Here is a 12,871-nt window from a genome sequence, read left to right on the forward strand (position 1 = left end):
ACTACTCTTTGTAAACAGAACGCATTTTTTTCGAGGCTTTTTGAGCACGATCCATTTCTTTATGGATGTTGCCAAACGAAGAAATCAAAATCGATTGAATGAACTGGTCATACATCTCTTTCCCTTTTTCTTCTCCCATTTTCTGAATAAGAGCTAGTCTTAGCTGATCCAAGGTGCGTACAGGACCTTCGAAAGTCGTGTTCGTGGGTGCGAGATATTCAGGAGTGGACGTCTCTTTTACCGGCGCAATTTCCTGAGTCTCAGCCTTTTTGATATTGATGTAACGTGGTTCCATAATCCTACAGACCTTGGTGGCTAACTTAATTATGCATTTTACTAAGGAAAGAACTTATTTTCTATAACCATAAAATAAAAAGTTTCAAAAAATAGAATTTTATTGTTTTTGATTACACTAAAGTTTGTTGTTTAAGAATGGATTTCTTTTGTTTTGAAAAAGATAGAACTTGAGTCTTTCTTTTCCCAAGTTCGCCATATTTTGCTGAAAGGCCTTTGAGATATTTGATGGTGAACTTTTTCATGTTGCTGAGATCTTTGTTTACAGCAGCTTGTTTTTTCTCTATTGCTGCAAGATCTTTGGTATAGCGATTTTCATTAAAGCAGAGAATTTTCTTAATGGCTAAGGAAGCAAGTTGCCCTGTTGCTTGTTTACTTGGAATTGTAGGTAAGCTAGAGAGAAAAGGCGCTAGAGCAGTCAAAACCGCTGCATGTAGATCTTCTTGAGACACCGTATTTTTTAACTTAGAGAGGTTTGCCCTCACCGTATCGTACAGACGGTATTTAATGAAAATATACTCCAGAGATTTATAATAATGTTCTTGAGCTAACTCATCCTGGAGTATCTCCAATTCTTTTTGGAGATAGCCTTCTAAAACTTCTGTGTGGAGTTTTAAAATTTCCGAGATGGAAGTCTCAACAGGTTTATTATTATAAATAGCCGTAGGTCTCGAGGTTAAAACCACTTGACATTCCGTATATTGGAATAAAGGTTCGATAATATCCTTAGCGTAAACGCCTTTAGGGAGTTTGATTTCTATGTGGGGTTGGTCTGTGGAGAAATCTTGAATCGAATCAATTTTGATCACACCACGTTTAGCTGCATTTTCTATAGAGCGGATTAGGGTTTCTGTTGTGGTTGATGGACAAATTTCTTTGATGATTAGGGTTTTTTGATCCACCGTTTGAATAGAAGCGCGCATGGTTATTGAGCCTAAGCCGTCTTGATATTCTGAGGCATCCATCACACCCCCCGAATAGAAATCAGGAAGCAAGGTAAAAGCACGATTATTTAAAATAGCAATTTGTGCTTCTATAAGCTCACAAAGATTATGCGGGAAGATTTTTGTCGTCATCCCTACAGCAATCCCTTCAACACCATGTAACAAAAGTAAGGGAAGCTTCGCAGGAAGGATATCAGGCTCCTTATCTCTTCCGTCATAGGAATCATGAAAAGACATCAAATCCGTATTGAATAAGATTTCTTTAGCTAGAGGGCTAAGACGTGCCTCGATATATCTCGCTGCGGCATGAGGGTCACCTGTTAGAGGATTCCCAAAGTTTCCTTGCATATCGATAAGGTAACCTTTATTTGCCAACACAACAAGAGCTTCGACAATCGGAGCATCCCCATGGGGATGTAGCGCCATAGTTCTACCGGCAATATTGGCAACTTTATGCATTTTGCCGTCGTCCATACAAAATAATGTCCACAGTAAGCGTCGCTGGACAGGTTTAAGGCCATCAAGGATATGAGGAATGGCTCTTTCTAAAATCACATACGATGCGTAATGCATAAAATGTGTTTTAAAAAGTTCTGAAACATCATGCATAAGCTATACGTTGGTAATCAGGTTATCCATAATAAATTGTTTCCGTTCTTTAGTGTTTTTCCCCATATAAAATTGTAAAAGGGACTCTAAAGATTCTGATGAACTAATTGTTACCGGGGTCAGACGCATATCCGCACCAATAAAGGTTTTAAATTCTTTAGGAGAGATTTCTCCTAACCCTTTAAATCGCGTGACTTCTAAATGCGCTTCTTTTTTCCCTAATTTCTGTATTGCCTGAGTCTTTTCCTGATCTGAGTAGCAATACAGTGTCGTATCCTTATAACGAACTTTAAATAGAGGCGTCTCTAAAATAAACAGGTGGTGGTTTTCAACAACGGATACGAAAGTTTTTAAAAAGAATGTAATTAATAAATTCCGGATATGCATGCCATCCACATCAGCGTCGGTGGCAAGGATGATTTTGTTATAACGCAAGTGTTGCGTGCTATTTTTTGTAATACCTAGTGCCGTGGCTAGGTAAAATAACTCGTCGTTTTTGTACACTTTCTCTTCTTCTAAAGAAAAAACGTTCATAGGTTTCCCTCGAAGAGAAAATACCGCTTGTGTCAGCGGATTTCTTGAGGATAAAATCGAGGCAGAAGCAGACTCTCCTTCCGTCACAAAAATCGATGACGCCTCGCCATAAAGAGAACGCTCATTATAGTGGAACTTACAATCACGAAGTTGCGGAATTTTATAATGCAGTTTCTTCTGCTTGTCTTTAAGATCTTGCTTTATGAATTGGATGTTTTTTCGCGTTTTTTCATTTAGCTTAATCTTGTCCAGAAGAAGATCTGCGTAAGATTTGTTTTTTTTAAGCTCTTGAATAATCGCACTTTTGACTTCTTTGATTATGCCTGAGCGAATTTGTGTATTGCCCAGTTTATTTTTTGTTTGCGATTCAAAAATCGGCGAAGCAATTTTTATAGCAATACAGCCTACAATCCCTTCACGGATATCATTGCTTGTGAAATTCTTTCCAAAATACTCATTGATACCTTTAACAATCGCCTCTTTAAAAGCTGCGAGATGCGACCCCCCATCTATAGTTTCTTGACCGTTAACAAAAGAAAAATACCGCTCGGTATGCGTGTCTAAATGTGAAAATAAAAAGGACAACTCCGCATTGTGGAAAGCAAGAGGAGGGTAGAGCGTTTCCTCGGGGATTTCCTCTTTAAATAGATCAAGAAGACCTTGTTGTGAGACGAAGGCTTCATTATTATAAATGATCTCCAGGCCAGGGTGCAAGTAGGTGTAACGATGAATTTTTTTTCTTAAAAACTCATCATTGAAAGAAAAATTGGTGAAAATCGTTGGGTCTGGGGAAAAGGTGATTTCTGTTCCATCAGGGTCCTTTGTAGATCCCTGTCGCGAATCTTGCAAAATGCCTTTGTGAAATATGGCATAGTGGTATTTTTTCTTCCGGACAGAACGTACGGTAAATTTCTCTGAAAGAGCATTTACCGCTTTTAACCCAACACCATTTAATCCTACAGAAAAATGAAAGACATCTTGAGTATACTTTGCTCCCGTATTGATTTTCGAAACACATTCGATCATTTTCCCTAAGGGAATCCCTCGTCCAGAATCACGTACAGTTATGGTAGAGTCATCACTAAAAATGACAAGAGTCTTCCCATAACCCATGATGAATTCATCGATTGCGTTATCCACCACCTCTTTAAATAAGGTGTAGATACCATCTTCAACTTGAGAGCCGTCTCCTAATCTTCCTATATACATGCCTGCGCGTAGGCGGATGTGTTCTAAGGAGGCTAGAGAAACCACACTAGCTTCAGTATATGTTGCCATATTTTTCTATTCTTCTTGCTATATTCTAGAGGAAAAGAGTTGTGTTAGAATTCTTTTGCGTGATGTTTGTATGCTCATCACTGGCCATAACAGTGCGGCGAGTATTTCTCAATACTGGCATGGTATGCTATGCTATGCAACCCATAGAGATCTCAGCCCTTCTCTCAGAGAATTTGCCAGATTACGATATTTCTTTTTCTCAATCAAGATAGACATAATTTTAGATTAAAATTTATGCTTTTTATATTTTCGAATGATTTTTATAATTTAATCATTAAAAAAGATAGCATCTTGATGTTAGACGACAGTTTCTGCAATACTGTATTTGTTAGTTGATCAAAGTTAGTCAATCAAAAATAACACAAGAGAGAGCTCGACACTCCCTAGTTTGCCTCTTGCATTTACACTCATGCCATGTTTGTTTATTTTTCTGCTCTATCTAGTAAATACTGAGGAAGAGTAGATAAATAGATAGCATCTAATTTTGTCTTGGGCTATACACCTAGATTACTTTCGCTCTCCATTCTCTATTATTTTTCTCATGTTTAGAGGATAAGCGGAAAACTTATTGCAACGTGCTTATGGTTCTAGGAGTTGTTGGAATTAGCTATCGAGAGGCTGCTTTAAAAGAAAGGGAAGCAGTAATTAATATCTTGAAGGATTTTGAAGCTAATTCTTTTTTTTCTCAGCATTTTTTCGGTGATGACGGATCTTTCGTTTTATTGCTAACATGTCATAGAGCGGAAATTTACTATTTTTCTAAAAGTAATCGTCATATTCAATCAAAGTTACTGTCGCGGATTTCTTCGTTAGGAGCACGTCCTTATTGTTATCAAGGACTCGCGTGCTTTACGCATTTATTTACCGTAACTAGTGGTATGGATAGCTTAATTTCTGGAGAGACCGAAATACAAGGCCAAGTAAAACGCGCGTATATAAAAGCAAAAACAGATCGAGACTTACCCTTCGCTCTACATTTTTTATTTCAGAAGGCTTTAAAAGAAGGAAAGGATTTTCGTTCTCAAGTCTCTTTGTCTCATCCTGTTGTAACGATTGAGTCTGTCGTTGAAGAAACTCTAGACTTGCATGGTAAATCAACAAAAGACAAACTTTTATTTATCGGTTACTCCGAGATTAATCGGAAGATCGCAAAGGGGTTGAGTGCGAAAGGTTACCGAAATCTAATTTTTTGCTCTCGAAAAAATATTTCCATACCATACGATACAGTGGCTCGTAGTCAACTTTCTTTTAGGGAACCCTATGATGTCATTTTCTTCGGATCATCGGAATCAGCTAAAGATTTTTCCGGGTTATCTTTAGAAAGTTTGGCCAGCATCCCCAGCCGTGTGATTTTTGATTTTAATGTTCCGCGTACCTTTACTTTGGCGGAAAGTCCGAAAGATATCATATGTTTGGATATGGATTTTATTAGCGAGCGTGTGCAGAAAAAACTCCAAATTAGTAAGCAATGTACAAATAAAGAAAAACCATTTTTAGCTCTAGCAGCAAGAAAACAATGGGAAGTTTATGAAAAAAAGAGCTCACATATACCTTCGAGCCAGGTTCGAGCTTCTCGTCCTAAGCTGTTGATTCTTTAGCGTCTAATTCATCTCTTGACATATACAGCTATCGAAAATACTCTAGGCTTTCATCGTTAACTCCGATGAATTTGTATGCAAGTGTGGTCTAGTACTGGCAGATTGTAGTTGATAACAATTGCAATAAAAATCATCCCGATTTTTCTTAGGTCTTTTGTTCTTTATAGTGAAAAAGATGAACAAGAAAACGAACATGAGATTGTTTATAAAAACAAGAAATCGTTTTTATTTTTAAAGTTTGTATTGGCATAACTCGATTTAAAGGCTGAAAAAGCCAAGTCTAGAAAAGAGGTTGTCTAAATTTTTGAAGAAGAGACAGCCGTTCCTGTATTAGGAAGAGCGTGCATGTTGGAAAAATTGATAAAAAATTTTGCCACGTATATTGGTATAACGTCAACCCTCGAATTCGATGCGGATGGAGCCTATGTCTTGCCTATAAGCGATCTCGTCAAGATACGTGTATTACAAAATGCAGATAACGAAATTGTACTTAATGTTTTCTTAGGGGAATTACCTCCTTCTTCGGATACCAATAAAGCATACTTACAAATGATGGTAGCGAACTTGTTTGGTAGAGAAACAGGAGGTAGCGCTTTAGGATTGGATTCCGAAGGCCATATTGTCATGACACGTAGAATTCCCGAAGAAGTTTCATATGAAGACTTTGCGCGCTACGTAGAGAGTTTCATGAATTTTTCTGAAACCTGGCTAGAAGATTTGGGACTAAACAAAGCACAACAAGGACAATAGGCAACAGGGGTAGAAAAGCATGGGTGCACGGTTAATTATTGATAAAGGCCCTTTGTCAGGATTTGTTCTGGTTCTTGAACAAGGAACAAGTTGGTCGATAGGAAAGGATGCAGCGTCTAGCGATATTCAGTTAGAGGATCCTAAGCTTGCAAATACTCAGGTCGTTATCACAAGAGAAGATGACCTCTACTTTATTACAAATCTAGATACTTCCTATCCTGTTACTGTAAATGGAAAAGAAATCACAGAGGCAACACCGATACATGACGCAGACGTTATCACGTTCGGAAGTAATCAATATTCTTTTTTCACGCAGGAGTTTGATCCTGATGATGTTGTTTACGATTTCGATTTTTCTTCAGAAAATACGACTAATGTCTCGCCTGAGCCTGCCGATACTAAAAAGAAAACGAAGAAGAACAGCGCGCCTGCACAGGATGAGCCAAAACAACCTTCTTCAAAACAGCAAGATTCTTCCGATACTTCTCCTACCGATAAAGATAAAGAACTCGCTGAGGCTTTCCTAGCTTCTGCAAAGTCAGAGAAGGAAACTTCCGGTCAAAAACTCGATATGGATACGCTGCCCGAGGCCGGATCAAAAAATACAACAGAAGAAAACGGAGCTTTGCCTAATCAAAATCAGCCGCCGTTGCCAGATTCCGATCCTGCTGCGCAGGATCCGTCGACAAAAGGTGGCCAGCCCAAAGAAGGTGAGCCTGTCAAAGACACTCCTACTTCTGCAGAACCGTCAGAAGAAAAAGAGGGAATTGCCCAAGGCCAAGAGGCCAACCCTCAAGAAACTCAACCTGAAGATGTTCAGGGTGTAGAACAATCCCCTAACGATCAAGAAGCTCCTAAAGAAAAAACAGATACAGAAGAAGAAGCTGAAGAGAAGCTCGAAGAAGAAGAGGAGCAGGAAAGTAAGAAAACTGAAAAACCTGAAGTCTTGTCTCCATTTAATGTACAAGATCTCTTCAAATTTGATCAGGGTATTTTTCCTGCAGAAATCGATGAGATTGCACAGAAAAATGTCTCTGTAGATCTTTCTCAACCTGCACGCTTTTTATTAAAAGTCTTAGCCGGAGCGAATATCGGTGCGGAATTCCATCTCGACACGGGGAAATCTTATATTCTAGGAAGTGATCCTGCCTCCGCAGATATTGTCTTTAATGACCTTAGCGTATCCCATCGTCATGCAAAGATCATCGTGAGCAACGATGGTTCTATCATGCTAGAAGATCTAGGTAGCAAAAATGGCGTGATTATCGAAGGAAAGAAAATCGAGAACAGCTCCACATTAAGTGCCAATCAAGTGGTCGCTTTAGGAACTACTTTATTTTTACTCATCGACCATTTAGCCCCTGCGGATACTATCGTCGCATCATTTGCTCCCGAAGATTACGGATTATTTGGTCGTCCTCAAGATGCTGAAGAAATTGCTCAGCAAGCAGCTCAAGAAGAAGAAGAAAAACGTAAGCGCGCTACATTGCCTACAGGTTCGTTTATTCTTACATTATTCATAGGAGGGCTGGCTATACTGTTCGGCATAGGCACTGCATCCCTATTCCATACCAAAGAAGTCATTCCTATAGAAAATATAGATTATCAAGAAGATATAGAACGCGTAGTCAATGCTTTCCCCACGGTCCGCTACACATTTAATAAAAACAATGGCCAGCTCTTTTTGATAGGACATGTAAAAAATAGTATTGATAAAAGTGAGCTTCTCTATAAAATGGATGCTTTGTCTTTCATCAAATCCATAGATGACAACGTTATCGATGATGAAGCGGTTTGGCAGGAAATCAATATATTGTTGTCTAAAAAACCAGAGTTCAAGGGTGTAAGCATGCACTCCCCACAACCTGGAGAATTTGTTATTACGGGATATCTAAAAACAGAAGAACAGGCTGTCTGTCTCGCTGATTATCTGAATGTACATTTTAACTATCTTTCTCTGCTTGAGAATAAGGTAATCATAGAATCACAAATGTTGAAAGCGATTGCAGGGCAACTGTTGCAAGCAGGCTTTGCCAATATTCACGTCGCTTTTGTGAATGGTGAAGTGGTCCTTACTGGTTATGTGAATCATGAGGATGGAGAGAAATTCCGTTCTGTTGTTCAGGAGATCTCCACACTGCCCGGCGTACGTTTGGTGAAAAACTTCGTGGTTTTGTTGCCTGTTAAAGAAGGGATCATAGATTTAAATTTACGGTATCCTAGCCGCTATCGCGTAACCGGATATTCAAAGTATGGTGACGTGAGCATTAATGTTGTAGTCAATGGTAGAATTTTGACCCGTGGTGATGTTATCGATGGCATGACAGTCACAAGCATACAACCACACTGTATCTTTTTAGAGAAGGAAGGGTTGAAATATAAAATCGAGTACAATAAATAGCTAATGTTAAGGCTTATTAATTCTGTTGTATTTAGGAAGAAATACTATGTTTAATATGGAAAATACAGCTGCTAAAGAAGATAGATTTTCTCATCAGCTATTTGATTTAGAGAAAGATATGCAGGATCTGAGCAAAGCTCAGGAGATCAAAGCTAATGTACAGGATAAAGTGCAAAAATTGCATGTTTCTCTTCGAGAAGGTTCTGATAAAGCCTCTTTTGAGAAGCAACAAATAGTATTAGCAGGATATCTAGCCCTTCAGAAAGTTCTCGGGCGGATCAACCGCAAAAATGGTTTAACAGACTAGATAAGTGGAGAATTTATGAGTAGTGGTAGCAGTTGCTCAGCTTTTAATTTTAATGACATGCTTAATGGCGTATGTAAATACGTCCAAGGTGTGCAACAATATCTAACGGAATTAGAAACCTCAACGCAAGGTACAGTCGACTTGGGTACGATGTTTAATTTGCAATTCCGTATGCAAATTTTATCACAGTATATGGAAGCTGTATCCAACATCTTGACAGCAGTGAACACAGAGATGATCACTATGGCAAGAGCTGTTAAAGGAAGTTAATAAATTAAGAGAAGGATCATGGCAGATTTGGAATTATTTAAAGCAGATTTTGCGTTGTTGTTTGAAGCGGGCATGTTGGCCATTAAACAAGGCGACGAAGAAAGTGCAAAAAAGCTTTTTCAATCTCTACAAATCTTAAATCCTGACCATTATGGTTATGAATTAGGATTAGCATTGATAGACCTGCATAAAATGGAAATTTTCGCTGCAGAAGAACGATTAAATGCTTTAGCACAAAAAGAAGTGGATAATTGGAGCATTAAGTCTTTCCTGTCTCTAACACATATGATGATCGTATTGCATCAAGGAAGCTCTTTCGAAGTGCGTCGTGAAAGCTTAGAAAATTGCTTAAAATTGGCAGGTCAAGTGTTGGAAAATTGTGAAGTCGAATCCACAAGAATTCTAGCACAATCTGTTTTAGACTGGCATGATAGCTTAGTAGCTAAAAGCGGAGGACCTTTAAGTTAACCTTATTCCGTCCTAAATATAAAAAAACGCCCGGTTGTTGTCTTATGATAGATCCTTTGAAGCTTTTCCCAAAGCTAGACTCCGAGAAAGAAACAGCTTCTATACAGAAGCCTTTAGGAACTCCTTTAGCCAGTGAGTTACATAAGGAAGTTCCTGCATTTTCTTTAGGGACGGCAGCAGACTCCTTGAATAAAAATATAGAGGATGTCAAGCCTAACCCTATGGCGATGATGCAAGACAGAAACTCTAACATTATCGATCCTGAACTGGAAGAGGCGTTAGATTCGGAAGAGCTGAAAGAGCAAATAAACAATCTAAAAGAGCGTTTATGGGATGCACAATCCACTCTACAACAAGATCAAAATAAACTATCGCAAGAACATTTTGAAGCTGTCAGTGTGATCATTGATTTAATCAATGGTGATCTGAATGATATAGCTGAGCATACGCAACAAAACTTACAAACCAAAAAAGAAGAAGAACACGAGTCCGTTGCCCGTAAGATGGTCAATTGGGTGTCTTCTGGAGAAGAAGTGTTAAATAGAGCCCTTCTCTACTTCTCAGATAGGAATGGAGAACGGGAAAATTTAGCAGACTTTTTAAAAGTACAGTATGCTGTTCAAAGAGCAACGCAAAGAGCAGAACTTTTTGCTAGTATCGTAGGAACTACGGTAAGTAGTATAAAGACGATAATGACCACACAATTAGGTTAACATGGACGAATTGACGACAGATTTCGATACCCTCATGTCGCAATTGAACGACGTACACTTGACTACCGTTGTCGGTCGTATAACTGAAGTCGTCGGTATGTTAATTAAAGCTGTCGTTCCCAATGTACGCGTTGGGGAGGTATGCTTAGTTAAACGTTATGGTATGGAGCCGCTCGTGACCGAAGTCGTCGGCTTCACACAAAATTTCGCTTTTTTATCGCCACTAGGAGAACTTACTGGAGTCAGCCCTTCTTCAGAGGTTATTCCCACAGGTCTGCCTTTGTATATCCGTGCAGGTAACGGTCTTTTAGGTCGTGTATTGAATGGTCTGGGAGAACCTATCGACTCCGAGATCAAAGGACCTTTGGTTGATGTTAACGAAACCTACCCTGTGTTTCGCGCTCCACCAGATCCATTGCATAGAGAAAAATTAAGAACAATTTTATCCACCGGCGTGCGGTGTATCGACGGTATGCTCACAGTCGCCAGAGGCCAGCGTATAGGCATTTTTGCTGGAGCTGGGGTGGGTAAATCGTCTCTCTTGGGAATGATCGCTAGAAACGCGGAAGAAGCCGATGTCAATGTGATTGCTCTCATCGGAGAGCGGGGCCGAGAGGTTCGTGAATTTATCGAGGGCGATCTCGGAGAAGAAGGAATGAAACGTTCGGTGATCGTCGTCTCTACTTCAGATCAATCCTCACAGTTGCGATTAAATGCTGCTTACGTAGGCACCGCTATAGCAGAGTATTTTCGTGATCAGGGCAAAACCGTAGTTTTGATGATGGATTCTGTCACCCGATTTGCCCGAGCCCTAAGAGAAGTCGGTCTAGCTGCCGGAGAACCGCCAGCTCGAGGAGGATACACACCTTCTGTATTCTCAACTTTGCCTAGGTTATTAGAACGTTCCGGAGCTTCGGATAAAGGAACAATCACAGCCTTTTACACAGTACTTGTTGCCGGGGATGATATGAATGAACCGGTCGCTGATGAAGTTAAATCGATTCTTGATGGTCACGTTGTCTTGTCTAACGCTTTAGCTCAGGCATACCATTATCCTGCTATTGATGTCTTAGCATCTATCAGCCGATTGCTGACAGCAATTGTTCCTGAGGAACAACGACGCATCATAGGAAAAGCCCGAGAGGTGCTGGCAAAATACAAAGCAAACGAAATGCTTATACGTATTGGAGAATATCGCCGAGGGTCCGATCGTGAAGTGGATTTTGCTATAGATCACATTGATAAATTGAACAGATTCTTAAAGCAAGATATTCATGAAAAAACAAATTACGAGGAAGCCTCGCAACAGCTTCGGGCTATTTTCCGATAAGATATTCAGGGTAAAATGCCGTGCCTAAATACCCGTTAGAACCTGTTCTAGCGATTAAAAGAGATCGTGTTGATAGAGCAGAAAAAATCGTTAAGGAACAGCGAAAGCTTTTAGAAATAGAACAAGAAAAATTACGAGAGATCGAAGCCGCTCGTGATAAAGTAAAAAATCACTATATGCAGAAAATTCAGCAACTCAGAGAGTTGTTGGATGAAGGCACAACCAGTGATGCAGTTTTACAAAGAAAAGCTTATATTAAAGTTGTTGCTGTACAGCTTGCTGAAGAAGAAGAAAAAGTCAATAAGCAGAAAGAAAACGTTTTAGCAGCAGCTAAAGAGCTCGAAAAAGCAGAAGTGAATTTAGCCAAACGGCGAAAAGAAGAAGAAAAGACGCGTTTACATAAAGAAGAGTGGATGAAAGAAGCTCTGAAAGAAGAAGCGCGAGAAATTGAAAAAGAGCAAGATGAAATGGGACAGCTACTTTATCAGCTGCGCAAAAAAAAACAACGTGAATCGGGGGAATCTAGTTCATGGAATTAAATAAAACATCCGAGTCTTTGTACAATTGCAAGACAGATCGCCACTTAATACAACAAGAAGTAGGCCCAGAGCCTAAAGATAACCGTGATGTAAAAGTCTTTTCTTTGGAAGGCCGCCAGCAATCGAAACACGATCGTCAAGACAAAGCTGTGAACAAAGGTTCTCGTCAAGAAGCTCGTGGTGCTGATGATAAGCATGTAGAAGAGAAAACCTCCGCAGTATCTTCTAAAGAAGAAGAGAAAGAAGAAGGACAAAGTTTCATGGCTTATGATAACCCTACAGCAGGCATGGCATTCGTAGATATTGCTTCTTCTGTGTCCAGTGAGGTTGTTGTGGAAAGCTCTACAGTGGCAGTTGCTAGTGCAGATTTGCAGTGGGTCCAAGATGTGATTGCTAGTACTGTAGAATCTATGATAGTTGCTGATGTAAACGGTCAGCAGTTAGTAGAATTAGTTTTAGATGCTGAAGGCAATGTCCCCGAAGTTTTTGCTGGCGCGAATTTAACGTTGGTACAGTCTGGGACCGATCTCTCTGTGAAATTTTCTAATTTTATAGATGAGGTTCAGCTGACAGAGGCTGTGAATCTCATTGCAAATAATCCTTCTCAGCTGGCTGGCTTGGTAGAAGCATTAAAAAATCTTCGTTTGAATTTGACAGAATTCACAGTTGGAACAAGTATTGTACAATTGCCGACTATCGAAGAAGTGCAGACACCTTTACATATGATTGCTGCAACAATACATCGCAGAGATGAAGAGAGGGATCAACAAGGAAAAGATCAGCAGCAGCAAGATCAAGAACAAAACCAATATAAAGTTGAAGAAGCACGTTTATAA

At 39.6% G+C, this 12,871-nt stretch carries 13 protein-coding genes; 10 read left to right on the forward strand and 3 right to left on the reverse strand.

Features of this window, described 5'->3' with window-relative positions:
* Position 1: 1 nt before the first annotated feature.
* The 3 genes from CHAB577_RS00145 to CHAB577_RS00155 form a co-directional block, all read right to left on the reverse strand.
* Positions 2-295: a CT656 family putative T3SS effector gene (locus tag CHAB577_RS00145; RefSeq protein WP_011096773.1), complete on the reverse strand. Its 294-nt coding sequence runs from the start codon at positions 293-295 to the stop codon at positions 2-4.
* A 112-nt stretch (positions 296-407) separates the two neighbouring features.
* Positions 408-1,847 (reverse strand): DNA gyrase subunit A, encoded by a 1,440-nt coding sequence (locus CHAB577_RS00150; protein ID WP_011096774.1) that lies wholly within the window; start codon positions 1,845-1,847, stop codon positions 408-410.
* Between the two features lie 3 nt (positions 1,848-1,850).
* Positions 1,851-3,659, reverse strand: coding sequence for a DNA topoisomerase IV subunit B (locus tag CHAB577_RS00155; RefSeq protein WP_011096775.1), 1,809 nt, complete (start codon positions 3,657-3,659; stop codon positions 1,851-1,853).
* 581 nt (positions 3,660-4,240) lie between these two features.
* Between CHAB577_RS00155 and CHAB577_RS00160 the strand changes: the two genes are divergently transcribed.
* From CHAB577_RS00160 to CHAB577_RS00205, 10 genes are all read left to right on the forward strand, one after another.
* Complete coding sequence (locus tag CHAB577_RS00160) at positions 4,241-5,257, forward strand: glutamyl-tRNA reductase (RefSeq protein WP_011096776.1); 1,017 nt, start codon at positions 4,241-4,243, stop codon at positions 5,255-5,257.
* 345 nt (positions 5,258-5,602) lie between these two features.
* A complete protein-coding gene (locus CHAB577_RS00165; protein ID WP_041461297.1) occupies positions 5,603-6,007 on the forward strand; it encodes a CesT family type III secretion system chaperone in 405 nt (134 codons plus the stop codon).
* Positions 6,008-6,026: 19 nt separating this feature from the next.
* On the forward strand, positions 6,027-8,408 hold the full coding sequence (sctD, locus tag CHAB577_RS00170; protein ID WP_011096779.1) for a type III secretion system inner membrane ring subunit SctD: 2,382 nt from the start codon (positions 6,027-6,029) through the stop codon (positions 8,406-8,408).
* 46 nt (positions 8,409-8,454) lie between these two features.
* Positions 8,455-8,715, forward strand: a complete 261-nt coding sequence (locus CHAB577_RS00175) for a DUF5398 family protein (RefSeq protein ID WP_041461298.1) — start codon at positions 8,455-8,457, stop codon at positions 8,713-8,715.
* A gap of 15 nt (positions 8,716-8,730) precedes the next feature.
* Positions 8,731-8,985, forward strand: coding sequence for a type III secretion system protein CdsF (cdsF, locus tag CHAB577_RS00180; RefSeq protein WP_006343709.1), 255 nt, complete (start codon positions 8,731-8,733; stop codon positions 8,983-8,985).
* Positions 8,986-9,003: 18 nt separating this feature from the next.
* Complete coding sequence (locus tag CHAB577_RS00185; RefSeq protein ID WP_006343710.1) at positions 9,004-9,453, forward strand: CdsG family type III secretion system protein; 450 nt, start codon at positions 9,004-9,006, stop codon at positions 9,451-9,453.
* Positions 9,454-9,497: 44 nt separating this feature from the next.
* On the forward strand, positions 9,498-10,166 hold the full coding sequence (locus CHAB577_RS00190; RefSeq protein ID WP_011096781.1) for a CT668 family type III secretion system protein: 669 nt from the start codon (positions 9,498-9,500) through the stop codon (positions 10,164-10,166).
* Position 10,167: 1 nt separating this feature from the next.
* Positions 10,168-11,496: a type III secretion system ATPase SctN gene (gene sctN, locus CHAB577_RS00195; protein WP_006343712.1), complete on the forward strand. Its 1,329-nt coding sequence runs from the start codon at positions 10,168-10,170 to the stop codon at positions 11,494-11,496.
* A gap of 20 nt (positions 11,497-11,516) precedes the next feature.
* Complete coding sequence (locus CHAB577_RS00200) at positions 11,517-12,035, forward strand: hypothetical protein (protein ID WP_011096782.1); 519 nt, start codon at positions 11,517-11,519, stop codon at positions 12,033-12,035.
* Positions 12,026-12,871, forward strand: a complete 846-nt coding sequence (locus CHAB577_RS00205) for a DUF5421 family protein (protein WP_011096783.1) — start codon at positions 12,026-12,028, stop codon at positions 12,869-12,871. The genes CHAB577_RS00200 and CHAB577_RS00205 overlap by 10 nt, the downstream gene beginning before the upstream one ends.

It is taken from the genome of Chlamydia abortus, from assembly GCF_002895085.1.
GTDB lineage: Bacteria > Chlamydiota > Chlamydiia > Chlamydiales > Chlamydiaceae > Chlamydia > Chlamydia abortus.

Excerpts from the sequence above, each read along its gene's own strand:
- CHAB577_RS00145 (WP_011096773.1), bottom strand. The coding sequence starts at position 295 with ATGGAACCACGTTACATCAATATCAAAAAGGCTGAGACTCAGGAAATT.
- CHAB577_RS00150 (WP_011096774.1), bottom strand. The coding sequence starts at position 1,847 with ATGCATGATGTTTCAGAACTTTTTAAAACACATTTTATGCATTACGCA.
- CHAB577_RS00155 (WP_011096775.1), bottom strand. The coding sequence starts at position 3,659 with ATGGCAACATATACTGAAGCTAGTGTGGTTTCTCTAGCCTCCTTAGAA.
- CHAB577_RS00160 (WP_011096776.1), top strand. The coding sequence starts at position 4,241 with ATGGTTCTAGGAGTTGTTGGAATTAGCTATCGAGAGGCTGCTTTAAAA.
- CHAB577_RS00165 (WP_041461297.1), top strand. The coding sequence starts at position 5,603 with ATGTTGGAAAAATTGATAAAAAATTTTGCCACGTATATTGGTATAACG.
- sctD (WP_011096779.1), top strand. The coding sequence starts at position 6,027 with ATGGGTGCACGGTTAATTATTGATAAAGGCCCTTTGTCAGGATTTGTT.
- CHAB577_RS00175 (WP_041461298.1), top strand. The coding sequence starts at position 8,455 with ATGTTTAATATGGAAAATACAGCTGCTAAAGAAGATAGATTTTCTCAT.
- cdsF (WP_006343709.1), top strand. The coding sequence starts at position 8,731 with ATGAGTAGTGGTAGCAGTTGCTCAGCTTTTAATTTTAATGACATGCTT.
- CHAB577_RS00185 (WP_006343710.1), top strand. The coding sequence starts at position 9,004 with ATGGCAGATTTGGAATTATTTAAAGCAGATTTTGCGTTGTTGTTTGAA.
- CHAB577_RS00190 (WP_011096781.1), top strand. The coding sequence starts at position 9,498 with ATGATAGATCCTTTGAAGCTTTTCCCAAAGCTAGACTCCGAGAAAGAA.
- sctN (WP_006343712.1), top strand. The coding sequence starts at position 10,168 with ATGGACGAATTGACGACAGATTTCGATACCCTCATGTCGCAATTGAAC.
- CHAB577_RS00205 (WP_011096783.1), top strand. The coding sequence starts at position 12,026 with ATGGAATTAAATAAAACATCCGAGTCTTTGTACAATTGCAAGACAGAT.